We start from the raw sequence: 15,943 nt of genomic DNA, 5'->3' as shown, positions 1-15,943 counted from the left end.
TCATATAAAGCTAACCCATAATGTCTGCGTTGTAGGGGATGGCAAGCTTGGCCTTCTTATAACAAAGGTGCTGACTTTCTGTGGATATTCTCCTTGCGTTTTAGGGCATCATCCTGAAAGAAGGAAAATCGTTCCGGAAGTTTCTGAGTATCTGTTGTCTGAGAATTTTAGGGAGGATAGCGTCTTCGATATTGTGATTGAGGCTACGGGGAATGAGAAGGGTTTTGAAATTGCTTCGAAAATAGCTAAGCCCCGGGGAGTTATAGTTTTAAAAAGCACGTTTCACGGTGATTTTACCTTGAATCTTTCGCCGGTGGTGATCAAGGAGATCAGGGTTGTTGGGTCAAGATGTGGTCCTTTTCCGGTGGCTATAAGGTTCTTAAGTGAGGGGTTGGAAGTTAAAGATATGGTGGAGGGGATATATTCCCTTGAAGATGCGGAAAGGGCTTTTAAGGAGGCACGGGGGAAGCTGAAAGTAATACTCTCTTGCTGATATGGCTTTTTGTGATAAAATCAATTTCGGGTTTTTCGCTGTAAAGCCTTTATGAGGAGGTTGTTCGTAAATGGATACATACGATTTCAGAACGATAGAAGCTAAGTGGCAGAAATATTGGGATGAGAATAAGGTCTTTAAGTGTGAGCGAGATCCCTCTCGGAAGAAATATTATGTTCTTGAAATGTTTCCATATCCATCGGGCACGCTTCATATGGGCCACTTGAGAAATTATGCCATAGGGGATGTCGTCGCTCGATTTTTAAGGATGAACGGGTATAATGTGCTTCATCCCATGGGATGGGATGCTTTTGGTCTGCCTGCTGAAAACGCTGCTATAAAGTCTGGGGTTCATCCGAGTGAGTGGACTTGGAGAAACATTAGACATATGAGGAAGCAGCTCAAAGAGATGGGAGTGAGCTATGACTGGGACAGAGAAGTAGCGACCTGCTCTCCCGATTATTACAAGTGGACTCAGTGGCTTTTCCTTCTCTTCTTTAAAAACGGGCTTGCTTATAAGAAGGAGGCTCCCGTTAACTGGTGTCCGAGTTGTAGAACCGTTCTGGCTAATGAGCAGGTTGAGAGTGGGCGGTGCTGGAGATGTGGCTCTCTCGTTCAAAAAAAGAAGCTCAGTCAGTGGTTTTTGAAAATCACGGCTTACGCTGAAGAGCTTCTTCAATCGCTTGATGAGCTTGACGGCTGGCCCGAGCGAGTTAAAACCATGCAAAGAAATTGGATAGGCAAAAGCTGGGGGGTTGAGACCTTTTTCGAGATAGAGGAACATGGTATAAAGATACCTATATTCACAACAAGGATAGACACGATTTATGGAGCGACCTTTGTGGCGCTTGCTCCTGAGCATCCCATAGTTGATGAGCTCGTTAAACTTTCACCTAAAGGAGATGAGATAAGGGCGTTTGTCGATGATGTCCTGCGTGAGAGCGAGGTTGAGCGTAGCGCAGCTGGAAGAGAGAAGAAAGGCATATTCACGGGATTTTACGCTAAGAATCCGTTCAATGGTGAGAAAGTTCCCGTTTGGGTAGCAGATTACATACTTATGGAATATGGAACCGGTGCTATAATGGGCGTTCCAGCGCACGATCAGAGGGACTTTGAGTTTGCCAGGCAATATAACTTACCCATAAAAGTAGTTATAAAACCGGTTGGTGAGGATCTCCCTGAAGAGATTGAGGAAGCGTATGAGGGAGATGGAGTTATGGTTAACTCGGGTCCCTGGTCTGGCTTGCCGAATAGAGAAGGAATAGAAAAAATGGCAGAGTGGCTTAAGGAAAAGGGACTCGGCGGAAAGAAAGTTAATTATAAGCTCAGGGATTGGTTGATCTCAAGGCAGAGGTATTGGGGAGCCCCTATACCGGTTGTTTACTGTGATGAATGTGGAATCGTTCCCGTTCCCGATGAAGAACTTCCGGTCGTGCTTCCCCTTAATGTTAACTTGCTTGAGGGAGGAGGGTCTCCGCTTCCATATCATGAGGAGTTTTTGAATACTAAATGCCCTAAGTGTGGAGGTCCTGCGAGGAGAGAGACCGACACTATGGATACCTTTATGTGTTCCTCATGGTATTTCTTGAGATTTACCAGTCCTTGGACGGATAAAGCTCCTTTTGAGAAGGAGGATGTTGATTACTGGATGGCGGTGGATCAATATATAGGGGGCATAGAACATGCCATACTTCATCTTCTCTATTCGAGGTTTTTTACGAAGTTCCTAGCCGATCAGGGGCTACTTAAGGTTAGAGAGCCTTTTAAGAGGTTGCTTACTCAAGGAATGGTCATAAAGGATGGAGCGAAGATGTCAAAGTCGCTCGGTAATGTCGTTGATCCCGATGAGATAATGAAAAGGTTTGGAGCTGATACTGCGAGGCTCTTTATACTTTTCGCCTCGCCTCCTGAAAAGGACCTTGAGTGGAGCGATCAGGGTGTGGAGGGCTGTCATAGGTTTTTAAACAGGGTTTGGAAGCTAATAAATGCGAGGATAGAGGAGCTCAGGAAACTTCCTTCTGAGCCCTTGCCCATATCGAAGATTTCCTCGAAGAGAGGAAGGCAGGTTAAGAGAAAGATTCATAAAACCATTGAGAAGGTTACAAATGATATAAAGGACAGATTTCACTTTAACACCGCTATAAGCGCACTTATGGAGCTTTCTAATGATCTTGGAGATCTTAATCCATCCAACGAGGAGGAGCTTCGCGTCTTTAAAGAAGGAGTAGAGGCTTTGATAGTCATGCTTTACCCCTTTACTCCCCATATATGTGAAGAGCTGTGGCAGAGACTTGGGCATGACGAGATATTGGCCTATCATCCTTGGCTTTCGGTGGATCCCGAAGCTCTTAAGGAGGAGGAGCTTAATATAGTTGTGCAGATAAATGGGAAGGTTAGAGGTAGCGTTAGAGTGCCTGTGGATATGAGCGAGGAAGAGGTGAAAAGGTTAATTCTGGAGAGTGATATAGTTATGAAGAGAATAGGTGATAGGAAGGTTAAAAAGGTTGTTGTTGTTCCGAGGAAATTAGTAAGCATAGTGGTCGAATGAAGCTTAAACCGGTATTTTTCCTTGTTTGTAAAGATGATGCTCTACTTGAAAGATGGATAGAGAGAAACGCTAAGGGGCTCGATGAGATGTCCATTCTTAGGGGGGAAGAGCTCTCCTGGAAAGATCTTTATGAGGAGGGAAAGTCTTTTTCTCTTTTTTCTCCTCGCAGGCTCATAGTTGTTAAAAACGCTGGTAAGATAGATAATGGAGGTGAGGATCTTTTCCTGAATTATCTTTCTGCTCCTAATCCAGGAGTGTTTTTTCTCCTTTCTGATGAGAGCTTGCCATCGGGAAAGGTCTTCGATGCTATTAAGGCGCGAAAACTCTTAGCGGAGCTTAGGAAACCCACAGGTAAGGGATTAATACGCTGGATAGAAGAGGAAATCAGGCGCTGGGGGAAAAAAGCAAGTGGTGATGTTATCCAGCTTCTTGCGGAGAGGTTCTCCTCGGATCTTGAGGTTATGGATACGGAGATAGAGAAGCTTGTGCTTTATGTTGGGGAGAGAGAGGAGATAACCGTTGAGGACGTCCACGATGTTTCATCGACCTTTCTTGAAGGGTCGCCGTTTGAGCTTCTTGATTCGGTTCTGAATGGGGATGGCTTTAAGTTCATAAAAGCTTTGGAAAGAGCTTTTATTCTTAAGGAGCCACCTGCAAAGGTTATATCTATGTTGTCCAAATATATTAGACTAATGCTTTTTCTGTCCTTAGACCCCCAACTCGAGGGAGAGATTCTAAAAGAGTTCCATCCGTTTTTTGGAAAGAGAATAAAAAAGGGGGCGCTTTCTTACGCCCCTCGATCCCTTTCTTTGTCTTATAAGCGTCTTGCTACGGTGGATGATCTCTTAAAGAGAGGGAATAGGAATCCTTACTCTTTGATTCTCTGGGCTATGACTCCGCTCTTTAAGAAGAGGGAGAATTCTGCGCCTGGAGGAGGGCTTTAAGCTGATTAATCTTCCGCGCAAGGCGAGATTTCTTTCTCGCGCCGTTGTTGCGATGGAGAACGCCCTTCCTAACTGCCTTGTCTATTATAGATGTGGCTTGCCTGAAGAGCTTTTCAGCGAGCTCAAGATCCTTAGCTTCAATAGCAGCAAGAACCTTTTTTATTTCGGTTTTCACTCTGCTTTTCCAAAATCTGTTATAAATTCTGTTTCTCTCAGAGACCCTAAGCTTTTTGGCAGCGGACCGCGTATTCGGCAAGATCTTTTCACCTCCTTTTTCAGAACGCTCTTAATTCTATCATAGAATTTTTTCTTTTAAAAGGGGGTAAGCGGTGAAAGAAGATCTATTAAAGCTTCTTTCTGAAATTCAGGACAAGATACTCGGAGCTCTCAAAGATGCCCATAGCGAAGTTCACTCGATAGGTGAGGAGGCTCGTAGGGAGCTTCAGAGCCTGTATTTAAGAAGAGAAAAGCTTGCATCTGAGATAGAGAAAATCATAGGGGAAGTTGATGAGGCTGAGAAGAGCTTCGAGGTTGCGAGAAAATGGCTTGCTAAGGTGAGTGCTGACTTTTCTAAGTATTCTGAGCAGGATATAAAGGAGGCTTATGGCACCGCTGAGAAGAAGCAGCTTAATCTTTTTAAGCTTAGGGAAAGGGAAAGAAGCTTAAGGAGGGAAAGAGATGAGGTAGATAGAAGGATCAGGGAGCTTGAAAGGCTTGTGGGAAAAGTCGATGAGCTTGCTAAGCGACTTAAGGTTGCTATGGATTTGCTAAGCGGAAATATTGAGAAGGTGCAGAGGGAGATTCTTGAGCTTAAGGGCAGAGCAGAGCTTGCTCCTATGGTAGTTCAGGCTTTGGAGAAGGAGAGAAAAAGACTCGCTCGGGAGATTCACGATGGGCCTGCGCAATATCTTGCTAACGCTATATTCAGGCTTGATATCTGCGAGCGCTTTTTAGAAATGGGAGACCTTGGAAGGGTTAGAAAAGAAATATCTGGTCTTAAAGAGATATTACAGGCCAATCTATCTGATGTCAGAAGGTTTATAACTGATCTTCGTCCCATGCTTCTGGAAGACCTTGGCTTGGTTTCGGCGTTAAATAGATATATTGAGGAGTGGAAGAAACTTTCGGGAATAGATGTCGAATTTAAGGTTCTTGGAGAGGCAGGTGATGTAGATAATAAAGGCGTTGAGGTTGCCATCTTCAGGATAGTTCAAGAAGCTTTAAGCAACATTCATAAGCATGCTTGCGCTTCCAAAGTTAAACTTCTTCTGGAGATAAGGAAGGATTTCGTCAGCGTTCTAATAGAGGATGACGGTGTAGGATTCGATATTGAGGAGGCTAAAAAGAAAAGTATAGAGAAAGGCTCTCTTGGGATTTTCAGCATGGAGGAAAGAGCCAGAGCTCTCGGGGGCACTCTTAAAATAGTTTCCGGGCAGGGTAGGGGGACTAAAATTATGGTAAGAATTCCACAAGGTGGTGGGAGTCTTGATAAGAATTATGCTCGTGGATGACCACCTCCTTTTCAGGGAGGGCTTAAGGAGGCTTTTTGAGGTTGAGGAAGGGGTAGAAATAGTTGCAGAGGCTTCCACCGGTGAAGAAGCTATAAGGCTTTGTAAGAATATAGATGTTGATTTAATTCTCATGGATATATCGATGCCTGGTCTTGGAGGCATAAAGACTATAAAAGAGATAAAGAAAATGAAGCCAGGTGTCAAGATAATAGCTCTTACAATGCATGATGAGGAGGCTTACAAAAGGGAGGCTATGCGTGCTGGGGTGTGCGCTTATGTCGTTAAGGGGGTGGGTGCTTCTGAGCTAATAAAGGCTATAGAGAAGGCTTGCGGACACCCCAGTAGGAGGCGGCGTCTATCCGCACTCACGCCTAGGGAGAGGGAGGTCCTTTCGCTTATGGCTAAGGGAAAGAATAATAAAGAAATAGCACGGGAGCTTAATCTTAAGGAGAAAACCATAAGAAACTATGTGTCTAATATATTGCAGAAGCTGGGCGTGAGGGATAGAACACAGGCGGTTATTCTGGTTTTGAAGGAGGGAATTAAATTTGGAGAAGAAGATAAGGGTAGTGATAGCGGATGATATGGAGGAGACAAGAAAAAGCTTAAAAGTTATGCTGTCATTCGCGAGTGATTTGGAGGTGGTTGGGGAGGCATCTGATGGAGAGGAGGCCCTTAAGATGGTGAGGGAGCTTAAACCTGATGTAGTTTTAATGGATATAAACATGCCGAATGTTGATGGTATCAGCGTTTCTAAGAGGTTGCTTCAAGAGGATCCTGATATCGCGATAGTTGCTATCTCCATTCAGGGGGATGAGGAGTATGAGCGTGCTTTAGAAGAAATGGGGGTCGAAGAGTTCCTCGTTAAGCCATTTTCAAGCTCACGACTTATAGAGACGATCAGGGAGGTTGTTCAAAGGAGAGAGAGGAAGGAATGAGTGAGGTAATATTGGGTATAGAAACGTCCTGTGATGAAACCTCTGTGGCACTTGTTGAAACTGGAAAGAAAGTTATAAGGAGCGTGGTTTTGTCTCAGGTAAAGGACCACGCTCCTTATGGGGGAGTCGTTCCGGAAATAGCATCTCGGAAGCATTTGGAGACTATCCTCTATATTCTTGATGATATACTTGGGGATTTTTCTCTCGAGAAGGTAGGAGGAGTAGCGGTTACGGTAGGTCCGGGGCTTATGGGCTCTCTGCTTGTAGGAATAGTTTTCGCTAAAACGCTTGCGTGGCTTTGGGAAAAACCTCTCATAGGAGTAAATCATCTCGAGGCACATGTGTATGCGACCTTCGTTGAATATCCATCTCTTTCTCCTCCATTTATATGTCTTCTCGTTTCAGGAGGGCATACGGAGCTTTTTGTTTTCAAGGACCATGGTTCTTATGAGCTTCTCGGATCTACCAGAGATGATGCTGCTGGAGAGGCTTTTGATAAGGTAGCGAGGGTCTTGGGATTGCCGTATCCGGGGGGACCTGCTATAGATAAGGTTTCGAAGAAGGGGAATCCTTATGCGATTGACTTCCCCTATCCTTTAAGAGAGGGTTTCGATTTCAGCTTTAGTGGTATAAAGACGGCGGTAAAGCTCTTCTGGGAGAGAAACAAAGATCAGGTTAAGCTCGAGGATGTTGCGGCGAGCTTCCAAAGAAGGGTTGTTGATATTCTTATAGATAAGCTTAAAAGGGCGTCTCTATCTAAGGGGATAAGAAAGCTGGTTCTCGCAGGAGGAGTGGTTGCAAATAGCTTTCTCAGAAGTAGGCTGACTGAGCTCAAGAAAGAGGGCTTTGAGATTTTCTATCCTTCTCCTCGCTTATGCACAGATAACGCTGTTATGGTTGCTTCAGCTGGGTACTTTGAGCTTAAAAGAGGAAGAATTGCTCCCTTTAGCATAACCGCTCATCCTGATTTAGAGATAGGAGAAGATTTTTTAAGATTTTACAAGAAATCAACCTGAATTCTTAGGCAATGTGGTATAAGCCTGATTAAGCGCTTTTATTCGCCGTTGCTACCTTCCTGAAGGGTGCGTATTATTTAACCGGTGTGATTAGCACTCACTCTTATAGAGTGCTAATAACGAGGAAGGGGGGATGAGACGATGAAGCTTCGTCCACTTGGAGACAGGGTAGTTGTAAAGGTCGTTGAGAAGGAAGAGAGAACCAAAAGTGGAATAGTGCTTCCTGATACCGCTAAGGAGAAGCCACAGGAGGGAGAAGTTCTTGCCGTAGGTACCGGCAGGGTTCTCGATAATGGCCAGAAGGTTCCTTTGGAGGTAAAAGTTGGAGACAAGGTTATATTCTCCAAGTATGCGGGTACCGAGGTTAAGATAGAGGGTGAGGAATATCTTATCTTAAGTGAGAGAGATATTCTTGCTATCGTTGAGTCGTAAGGAGGTGAAGCGTTATGGCAAAGATGATCATATTTGATGAAGAAGCACGCAGGGCTCTTGAGAGAGGCGTTAATAAAGTTGCCGATACCGTGAGGGTTACGCTTGGTCCGAGGGGTAGAAATGTCGTTTTGGAGAAGAAGTTTGGATCTCCTACGATCACGAACGATGGGGTTACGATAGCTAAGGAGATAGAGGTTGAGGATCCGTTTGAGAACATGGGAGCTCAGCTTGTGAGGGAAGTTGCAAGCAAGACCAACGATGTTGCTGGAGATGGAACCACCACCGCTACTGTACTAGCACAGGCAATGGTCCGTGAGGGCCTTAAAAACGTGGCCGCGGGCGCTAATCCTGTATTTCTGCGCAAGGGTATTGAGAAAGCGGTTGATAAGGTGGTTGAAGAAATAAAGAAGATGGCGGTTGAGGTCAAGGATAAGGAGAAAATAGCGCAGGTTGCCGCTATTTCGGCTAACAATGAGGAGATAGGAAAGCTTATCGCGGAAGCGATGGAGAAGGTAGGTCATGAGGGGGTTATCACGGTTGAGGAGTCCCAGACCATAGGAACAACGCTCGAGATGGTTGAGGGGCTTCAGTTCGATAAGGGATATCTTTCTCCGTATATGATTACTGATCCGGAGAGAATGGAGGCGGTTCTTGAGGAGCCTTACATTCTCATCTGTGGAAACAAGATCTCCAATATAAGGGACTTCTTGCCGATTCTTGAGAAGGTTGTTCAAACGGGTAAGCCCTTCCTTGTGATAGCGGAGGATGTTGAGGGTGAGGCTCTTGCTACGCTGATAGTTAATAAGTTGCGTGGAACTCTTCAGAGCGTTGCGGTTAAGGCTCCGGGCTTCGGTGAGAGGAGAAAGGCTATGCTTCAGGATATAGCTATCGTTACGGGAGGGCAGGTTGTATCCGAGGAACTTGGTATCAAGCTGGAGAACGTTACGCTTGATATGCTTGGAAGGGCGAAGAAGGTCAAGGTTACGAAGGAGGATACCACCATCATAGGAGGATATGGTGATCCTGAGGCTATAAAGAAGCGTGCCGCTCAGATAAGGACGGAGCTTGAGCAGGCTACAAGCGAGTATGATAAGGAGAAACTGAGGGAAAGGCTCGCTAAGATTCTCGGTGGCGTTGCGGTCATACAGGTTGGTGCTCCGACGGAGACAGAGCTTAAGGCAAGGAAATACAAGATAGAGGATGCTCTTTCTGCTACCAAGGCGGCTGTTGAGGAAGGAATTGTTCCGGGTGGTGGAGTTGCTTACCTCAACACTATACCGGAGCTTGAGAAGATGATAGAGACCTTAAACGGCGATGAGAAGACCGGTGCCATGATCGTCAGGAAGGCGCTTGAGTATCCGCTCCGCCAGATAGCTGAAAATGCTGGTGTGGATGGATCCGTTATCGTCGAGAAGGTTAAAGAGGCTGATAAAGGAACTGGGTTTAACGCTCTTACCGGAGAGCTTGAGGACATGATGTCTGCGGGAATAGTTGATCCTGCGAAGGTTGTGAGATCTGCCCTTCAGAACGCTGCGAGTATAGCGAGCATGATCATTACGACAGAATCCTTGGTCGCGGAGAAGCCGGAGAAGGAGAAGAAGACGCCTGAGATGCCTCCAATGGATTAGTGAAATAGATAAAAAGGGGGAGGAAATTTTCCTCCCCCCTTTATTTTTTAATTCACTATCTTTCTTACCCAGTCCCCCACTGCTATATCTTTTCTTATCCACTTGGTTATCTGACCAAACGATATTTTCTCTCTTACCATGTTTATTCTAAGATATCCAATGATAAGTTCATCATAACCAATCACCTCGTTAGTTGCCGGATCTATTATAGGCCTTCCTCTTCTGAAAACGAAGAATCTATCACCCTTTTTTATCCCTTTATCTGCTCCCACGTTTATGACAACTTTTCCCTTGTTATTTATCCAAGCTATTTGGGCAACTATTCCTCTTTTCTTTAACCATTCAAGCTTGTGTTTTTCTGCTTTTATCCTTTCGAGATCTAACCTCATTGGATGAATTGTTGGAGAGAGCTCCCAATACTTGAATATCCTATCGGTGATTTTCCTTGTAAGTGCAGCAAATGCGGTTAAAAGTTCGGTTCTCGTTAAACCACCAATCGGTAGAAATGCGGGCATCGTCTCATTTATCAACCATATCATAAAATTAATTGCCGTTCCCACGGCTATGACCTGACTTTCTCCGCTGAAAAGTAGGGGAATTTCCGTGTAGACGAGCATAGTAGATAGCCTTCTTGATCTTACTGCCTTATATATATCTTTTACGAGATCAGCTATCCATATGTTTTGCTCCCATTCCACCGTCTTTGAGATAGGATCTATCACTTTCACGTTGACTGCAAAATCAGAGGCTCTGAAACCAACCTTTTCTCTTGATGAGGTGAAGGAAACGAGGATCAAGAGATCTGCCTCTTTAGCGAGCTTTTTTATGTCGTTATCGAAGAGGGGATTAGCCAGCACCTTAATCTTTTTGAATCTAACGAGTCTGCTCGTTATTTCCCTTGCGACCGCCTCGGCGAGGGGTTCTACTCTCTGTCTTTTAACGGTAACTTCTCTCGTTTTGCCAAGAACACTTACGTTTATAGAGCTTCCTCGCTGGGGGTTTAGACTTCCATCCGAAGGTATGCTTAAAACTGCTACCTTTCTCACATCCTTAAGTAATCTCGGGATGGTGTCAGGAGGGGGGGATTTTACCTTTCTTTCCATTTTTGTAATAGCTTCACTTAGGGCTTTGTATCTCGGATTCAGACTGAGTGCTCTTATGTAACATTCCTGTGCAGCATCAAAGTAGCCAAGCTTCTCATAACATTTACCGAGCCAATACCATGCATCAGCTGACTTTGGGAATCTCTTAATAAGCTTTTGGAGAAATATAACTCCTTCCTCATAATCTCCGGCGAGATACATTTCTTTTCCCTTCTCTATCTTCTCCTCTAAGCCCATCTGAGCATATGAGATCGATGGAAAAACTAAGGTAAATAAGACGAAAATAGTGAAAATAAAAATTGGAGTAAGCTTTATGCCAAAATGTCTCAAGTGATTCCACCTCCCTTTATGGATAAAGAGGCCTTTCCACAATGTCTCCTTCCTCTGGAGGCTCTGCTTTTTGATTTCTAACTCTTACGATTTTGACTATGGCTTCGTGAGCTTTAAGGGATTCAACCTGAAGGTCAACAATTCTCTCTGGAAGAAGAACAATTGGCTTTTTATAATCCTTGGTTCTTACCTTCATTGCGCGTATCAAGTAAAGGGTATCGTTCTTCCTTAATCCGTCTTCCTCGCCGATGTTTATTAAAAACCTGTTTTTATCGAGAACCGCTATGATTCTACCGCGAAGCGGTAAGTATCTTGCTAATAGTTTTGCGCCTTTAAGTATAGCGTTTCTTAGCGCGCCTCCAAGTGCACTGTGCTCTACTTGCCTCCAGGTTTTTCTCTCTTCATCTTCCAAATATATAAGAAACTGATGTCCATGTCCTATTATGGTTCTGTCAAGGACGATTCTCTCCCCTTTTATATCGTATAGCTTAAGCTCTAACTCAAGTAAAACCCTTCTGCTTGTTCCAAACGTGGTTCCCTTCCTCCGCACGCAGCTTAATATAGTTCCCTCTACGACGAAATCCATGTTTTCGTATTTATCATAGAGATCCTCTTCCTCTCTAAGGGAGGGTAAAGCGTATATTTTGAATCTATTGAAGCGCCTGAAGAATCTTAAGAGCATTTTAGTGGCTTTTTCACCGAGCACATCTCTAACTTCATATTTATTGGGGTATATAACGACTTCACTCTCATTTTTAATAGGAAGAATTCCTATCTTTAATGGAAAGTGTAAGATTCTTTCAAGTGAAGCGACAGAATTGAGTTGAGTAAGAACGAGACAGGTAATTATCATCAATATCAATCTTTTTTTTCTCATAGAGCAGGCACCCCTTTTTAATTCGATACTTAACTTATATTATATCATTAGTGGCTTGTTGACAAAGCCACTGATATCTGATATATTAGATTCAGAAGAAGGTGGTAGATAAGCTATGGGTGGAGGCCTCTATCTTAAAACTTTGAGGGAGCAGGTGTATGAATACCTTAGGGAACTTATGCAGTATGGAAAGCTTAAACCGGGCGACTTCATTAATATGAATCAGCTTAGCAACGAGCTTGGTATAAGCAAAACGCCGTTGAGAGATGCGCTTATACAGCTTGAGGCTGAGGGATTCGTTACCTTCTTTCCACGCCGGGGGGTTATGGTTAACCTTCTTACCCTGCAGGATATTAAAGATTACTACCAGATAATTGGAGCACTTGAGGGGGCGGTCATATTGGCGGAAATAGACAAGATAACAGATGAGGATATCGAGAGGATGCGGGAGCTTAACCGTCAGATGAGAGAAGCCATTGATAACGATGACTTTGATCTTTACTATGAGAGAAATCTGGAGTTTCATAATGTCTATCTTTTTCTGACTGAGAACCAGAAGCTTCTTAAAACCGTTCTTATATATAAGCAGAGACTTTATGACTTTCCTCGTAGAAAGGGCTTTGTCAAAGAGTGGGAGATTGAATCGATAAAAGAACATGAAAAGATTATCGACTTTCTGGCTAAGAGGGATGCCGAGGGCGCTGCTAAGTTCGTTAGGGATGTTCATTGGTCATTCAAGGTTCAGGAAAGGTTTATAAAGCAATATTACGCACTCGAGGTGAGGGGGCAGGTTTAATGCTCAGAGGCTTGATTTTCGATATTAAAAGATTCGCGGTCCATGATGGACCTGGGATAAGGACCACCGTTTTTTTTAAAGGGTGTCCTCTTTCCTGCCCTTGGTGTCATAATCCCGAGGGCAGGAGCTTTTCTGAAGAGCTTTGTTTCTTCGAGTCAAGGTGCATAGGTTGTGGCATATGTGTTAAAAGCTGCCCTTTTGGAGCGATCTTCATGAAGGAAGGAGATAGCGTACCTACCACCAATAGGGAGATTTGTAAAGCCTGTGGAGTCTGTGTTGAAGCTTGTCCAACGGGTGCTCGTAAAGTTGCGGGGAAGTGGTATACCGTAGATGAGCTTCTTTGTGAGATCAAGAAGGATATACCGTTTTACGACACCTCAGGAGGTGGAGTTACCGCTTCAGGGGGGGAACCTCTTACTCAAGCTAAATTTCTTAGTGAGTTCCTTAAAGCCTGTAAGGAGATAGGCGTTCGCACCGCTTTGGACACAAGTGGGTATGCTGACTGGGAGACCATAAGCAGCCTTATAGATTATGTCGATCTCTTCCTCTACGATGTAAAGCTAATAGATGGCGAAAAGCACAAAAGATGGATAGGGGTTCCGAATGAGCCTATACTAAGCAATTTAAAGAAATTAGTCCAGCGTGGTGGGAGAATTTTCATCCGTTATCCTCTTATACCTGGTGTCAATGATTCGCTTGAAGATATAGACTCACTTGGACGCTTTCTTTCCGAGATAGGGGGAATCGAGGAAGTGGACATTCTTCCCTATCATAAGCTTGGGGTCGATAAGGCTAAGAGGTTAGGAAAGAAAGACCCCGTTTTTCCCTCGCCGGATAAAGAGGGTCTCGATAGGGTAAAGGCAATTCTTGAGGGCTTCTGTTTAAAGGTCAAAATAGGGGGGGTGAGTTCAGAATGCCTATGACGGAGAGAGTGAGGAGATTGAGGGAAGAAAGCGTTAACACCAGGCCCTATATCGATCCAGAAAGGGCTATTCTGATCACAAGGTTCTACAAAAGTGAGGAAGCCAAGGGGGTTTCAGAACCCGTAAGGAGAGCCCTTGCGTTTAAGTATCTTCTCGAGAATAAAACTATTTATATAGGGGAAGATGAGCTTATAGTTGGTGAAAAAGGGAGAGGTCCTAAAGCTACTCCTACATATCCTGAGCTTTGCTGTCATAGCCTTGAGGATTTTGAAGCGATGGAGAAGAGAGAAAGAACGCCGTTTATAGTGAGCGATGAGGTTAAGAGGGTTTATAAGGAGGAGATAATTCCCTTCTGGAAAGGGAGAACGATGCGGGATATGGTTTTTAAATCGATGACGGAGGAGTGGCTAAAAGCTTTCAACGCTGGAGTCTTCACCGAGTTTATGGAGCAAAGAGCGCCGGGACATGCTATCTTGGATGACAAGATATATAAGAAGGGATTTCTGGACTTTAAAGAGGAGATAAGGCAGAGAAGAAAGGAGCTTGACTTTTTTAACGACCCCTTAGCTTATGACAAGGATCAGGAGCTTCAGGCTATGGAAATATGCTGTGATGCCATAATAAGGTTTGCAGAAAGGCATGCCGAGAAGGCGAAAGAGTTAGCCGAGAAGACGAACGATCCGAAGAGGAAAAAGGAGCTTGAAAAGATAGCGGAAATCTGTAGCTGGGTTCCGGCTCACGCTCCAAGGACATTCTGGGAAGCTCTTCAGGCTTATTGGTTCGTTCACTTAGGGGTGACTCTTGAGCTTAATACATGGGATTCCTTTAATCCTGGGAGACTGGATCTTAACCTGTATCCGTTTTACAAAAGGGATATAGAAGAGGGCAGGTTAACTAAGGAGGAGGCAAGAGAGCTGTTGCAATGCTTCTGGATAAAGTTTAATAACCAGCCTGCACCTCCGAAAGTTGACATAACGGTTGAGCAAAGCGCGACTTATCAGGACTTTGCCCTGATTAACGCCGGTGGTCTGGATAAGTACGGAAATGATGCGGTTAACGAGCTTTCCTATCTTATGCTCGATGTAGTGGATGATATGAGGTTGATGCAGCCGAATGCCTGTATACAGATAAGCGTGAAGAATCCGGATAGCTTCTTAAGGAGAGCTGCTGAGATACTGAGAACGGGCTTTCCGCAACCCTCGATTTTTAACACCGATGTGATAATTCAGGAACATTTAAGACAAGGGAAAAGCCTTGAGGATGCTCGCTTAGGGGGACCAAGCGGTTGCGTTACGATAAGCGCCTTTGGCAAGGAAAGCTGTACGCTGACTGGCTACATAAACTGGGTTAAGATACTTGAAATAACCTTGAATAACGGGATAGACCCCCGAACGGGTGAAAAGGTTGGAATAGAAACGGGAGATCCGAGAGAGTTTAAGAGCTTTGATGAGGTGATGGAAGCCTACAAGAAACAGCTTAAATACTTCGTGGATCTGAAGGTCATAGGGAATAACATAATAGAGCGGCTTTATGCCACGCATATGCCAGCTCCCTTTATGTCTGTCCTTTTCGATGACTGCATAAAGAAGGGTGAGGATTACCATGCGGGAGGCCCAAGATATAGAACGACCTATATACAGGGAACGGGCATGGGGACCTTAACCGATTCCTTGACCGCTATAAAGTATCATGTTTTTGATAAGGGAACTATGACGATGGATGAGCTCCTTGACGCATGCCGAAATAACTTTGAAGGCAAGTATGAGATAACCCGCCAGATACTCCTTAACAAGACTCCCAAATATGGTAATGATGATGATTACGCGGATAGCATAGCGAGAGAGGTCTTCGAGGCTTACTTTGAGATACTTGACGGTAGGCCTAACACCAAGGGAGGCAAGTACAGGATTAACCTTCTTCCAACGACGGTTCACATATACTTTGGTAAGGTATGTGGGGCTACACCAAATGGTAGGAAAGCTGGCGAGTTTCTCTCCGAAGGTGTTTCACCGAGCCAGGGAGCTGATAGATCCGGTCCAACGGCGGTTATAAGATCTGTTACCAAGTGGGATCATGCGAAAACCGGAGGCACCCTCCTTAACATGAAGTTTAATCCTCAGGTTCTCGCCACGGAAGAAGGCTTGAGAAAGTTCATGGAGCTTATAAGGACTCACTTTAAGCTGGGAGCTCACCACATACAGTTTAATGTGATAACCGCTGAAACCTTGCGTGATGCTCAGAAGCACCCGGAAAAATATAGGGATCTTATAGTGCGCGTTGCTGGATATAGCGATTACTTTGTGGATATAGGAAAGGACTTACAGGAAGAGATAATAGCCAGAACAGAGCACGCTATGATATAATTTCAGCAAAAAGAGGGGGTGATGAAACTTGATCTCGTTAG

Annotated in this window: 15 protein-coding genes; 12 read left to right on the top strand and 3 right to left on the bottom strand. The window is 44.4% G+C overall.

Annotated features, from left to right (window positions below):
• The 3 genes from J7M13_04325 to holA form a co-directional block, all read left to right on the top strand.
• On the top strand, nucleotides 1-493 hold a 493-nt coding region (locus tag J7M13_04325), incomplete at its 5' end, for a zinc-binding dehydrogenase (protein MCD6363207.1).
• Nucleotides 494-563: 70 nt separating this feature from the next.
• Nucleotides 564-3,041 (top strand): leucine--tRNA ligase, encoded by a 2,478-nt coding sequence (locus J7M13_04320; GenBank protein MCD6363206.1) that lies wholly within the window; start codon nucleotides 564-566, stop codon nucleotides 3,039-3,041.
• On the top strand, nucleotides 3,038-3,985 hold the full coding sequence (holA, locus tag J7M13_04315) for a DNA polymerase III subunit delta (protein MCD6363205.1): 948 nt from the start codon (nucleotides 3,038-3,040) through the stop codon (nucleotides 3,983-3,985). The genes J7M13_04320 and holA overlap by 4 nt, the downstream gene beginning before the upstream one ends.
• Here holA and J7M13_04310 read toward each other — a convergent pair.
• Nucleotides 3,945-4,241, bottom strand: coding sequence for a 30S ribosomal protein S20 (locus J7M13_04310; GenBank protein MCD6363204.1), 297 nt, complete (start codon nucleotides 4,239-4,241; stop codon nucleotides 3,945-3,947). The genes holA and J7M13_04310 overlap by 41 nt on opposite strands.
• Before the next feature lie 73 nt (nucleotides 4,242-4,314).
• Between J7M13_04310 and J7M13_04305 the strand changes: the two genes are divergently transcribed.
• The 6 genes from J7M13_04305 to groL all read left to right on the top strand — a co-directional run bounded on the left by J7M13_04305 (nucleotide 4,315) and on the right by groL (nucleotide 9,510).
• Nucleotides 4,315-5,496, top strand: coding sequence for a histidine kinase (locus J7M13_04305; protein ID MCD6363203.1), 1,182 nt, complete (start codon nucleotides 4,315-4,317; stop codon nucleotides 5,494-5,496).
• A complete protein-coding gene (locus J7M13_04300) occupies nucleotides 5,471-6,079 on the top strand; it encodes a response regulator transcription factor (GenBank protein ID MCD6363202.1) in 609 nt (202 codons plus the stop codon). Before J7M13_04305 ends, J7M13_04300 begins: the two co-directional genes overlap by 26 nt.
• On the top strand, nucleotides 6,045-6,434 hold the full coding sequence (locus J7M13_04295) for a response regulator transcription factor (GenBank protein ID MCD6363201.1): 390 nt from the start codon (nucleotides 6,045-6,047) through the stop codon (nucleotides 6,432-6,434). The genes J7M13_04300 and J7M13_04295 overlap by 35 nt, the downstream gene beginning before the upstream one ends.
• Nucleotides 6,431-7,450: a tRNA (adenosine(37)-N6)-threonylcarbamoyltransferase complex transferase subunit TsaD gene (gene tsaD / locus J7M13_04290; GenBank protein ID MCD6363200.1), complete on the top strand. Its 1,020-nt coding sequence runs from the start codon at nucleotides 6,431-6,433 to the stop codon at nucleotides 7,448-7,450. The genes J7M13_04295 and tsaD overlap by 4 nt, the downstream gene beginning before the upstream one ends.
• 141 nt (nucleotides 7,451-7,591) lie before the next feature.
• Nucleotides 7,592-7,882 (top strand): co-chaperone GroES, encoded by a 291-nt coding sequence (groES, locus tag J7M13_04285; protein MCD6363199.1) that lies wholly within the window; start codon nucleotides 7,592-7,594, stop codon nucleotides 7,880-7,882.
• Nucleotides 7,883-7,896: 14 nt separating this feature from the next.
• Nucleotides 7,897-9,510: a chaperonin GroEL gene (gene groL / locus J7M13_04280; protein ID MCD6363198.1), complete on the top strand. Its 1,614-nt coding sequence runs from the start codon at nucleotides 7,897-7,899 to the stop codon at nucleotides 9,508-9,510.
• A 47-nt stretch (nucleotides 9,511-9,557) separates the two neighbouring features.
• Here groL and J7M13_04275 read toward each other — a convergent pair whose 3' ends face one another.
• Entirely contained in the window at nucleotides 9,558-10,943 is a 1,386-nt protein-coding gene (locus J7M13_04275; protein MCD6363197.1) for a tetratricopeptide repeat protein, read from the bottom strand.
• Between the two features lie 16 nt (nucleotides 10,944-10,959).
• The gene (locus J7M13_04270; protein ID MCD6363196.1) at nucleotides 10,960-11,820 is read right to left on the bottom strand and encodes a hypothetical protein; all 861 of its coding nucleotides are present in this window, start codon (nucleotides 11,818-11,820) and stop codon (nucleotides 10,960-10,962) included.
• 115 nt (nucleotides 11,821-11,935) lie between these two features.
• Between J7M13_04270 and J7M13_04265 the strand changes: the two genes are divergently transcribed.
• Genes J7M13_04265 through J7M13_04255 form a run of 3 tightly spaced genes read left to right on the top strand, consistent with a single transcriptional unit; the run spans nucleotide 11,936 to nucleotide 15,902 of the window.
• The gene (locus tag J7M13_04265) at nucleotides 11,936-12,616 is read left to right on the top strand and encodes a GntR family transcriptional regulator (protein MCD6363195.1); all 681 of its coding nucleotides are present in this window, start codon (nucleotides 11,936-11,938) and stop codon (nucleotides 12,614-12,616) included.
• Complete coding sequence (locus tag J7M13_04260) at nucleotides 12,616-13,539, top strand: glycyl-radical enzyme activating protein (GenBank protein ID MCD6363194.1); 924 nt, start codon at nucleotides 12,616-12,618, stop codon at nucleotides 13,537-13,539. The genes J7M13_04265 and J7M13_04260 overlap by 1 nt, the downstream gene beginning before the upstream one ends.
• A complete protein-coding gene (locus tag J7M13_04255) occupies nucleotides 13,536-15,902 on the top strand; it encodes a glycyl radical protein (protein ID MCD6363193.1) in 2,367 nt (788 codons plus the stop codon). The genes J7M13_04260 and J7M13_04255 overlap by 4 nt, the downstream gene beginning before the upstream one ends.
• Nucleotides 15,903-15,943 lie beyond the last annotated feature (41 nt).

It is taken from the genome of Synergistota bacterium (assembly GCA_021159885.1).
In the GTDB taxonomy this organism is placed as follows: Bacteria; Synergistota; GBS-1; order GBS-1; family GBS-1; genus AUK310.
This window is presented reverse-complemented; position numbering and strand designations above follow the sequence as displayed.

Coding starts and splice junctions, on each gene's coding strand:
- J7M13_04320 (MCD6363206.1), top strand. CDS start 564: ATGGATACATACGATTTCAGAACGATAGAAGCTAAGTGGCAGAAATAT.
- holA (MCD6363205.1), top strand. CDS start 3,038: ATGAAGCTTAAACCGGTATTTTTCCTTGTTTGTAAAGATGATGCTCTA.
- tsaD (MCD6363200.1), top strand. CDS start 6,431: ATGAGTGAGGTAATATTGGGTATAGAAACGTCCTGTGATGAAACCTCT.
- groES (MCD6363199.1), top strand. CDS start 7,592: ATGAAGCTTCGTCCACTTGGAGACAGGGTAGTTGTAAAGGTCGTTGAG.
- groL (MCD6363198.1), top strand. CDS start 7,897: ATGGCAAAGATGATCATATTTGATGAAGAAGCACGCAGGGCTCTTGAG.
- J7M13_04270 (MCD6363196.1), bottom strand. CDS start 11,820: ATGAGAAAAAAAAGATTGATATTGATGATAATTACCTGTCTCGTTCTT.
- J7M13_04265 (MCD6363195.1), top strand. CDS start 11,936: ATGGGTGGAGGCCTCTATCTTAAAACTTTGAGGGAGCAGGTGTATGAA.
- J7M13_04260 (MCD6363194.1), top strand. CDS start 12,616: ATGCTCAGAGGCTTGATTTTCGATATTAAAAGATTCGCGGTCCATGAT.
- J7M13_04255 (MCD6363193.1), top strand. CDS start 13,536: ATGACGGAGAGAGTGAGGAGATTGAGGGAAGAAAGCGTTAACACCAGG.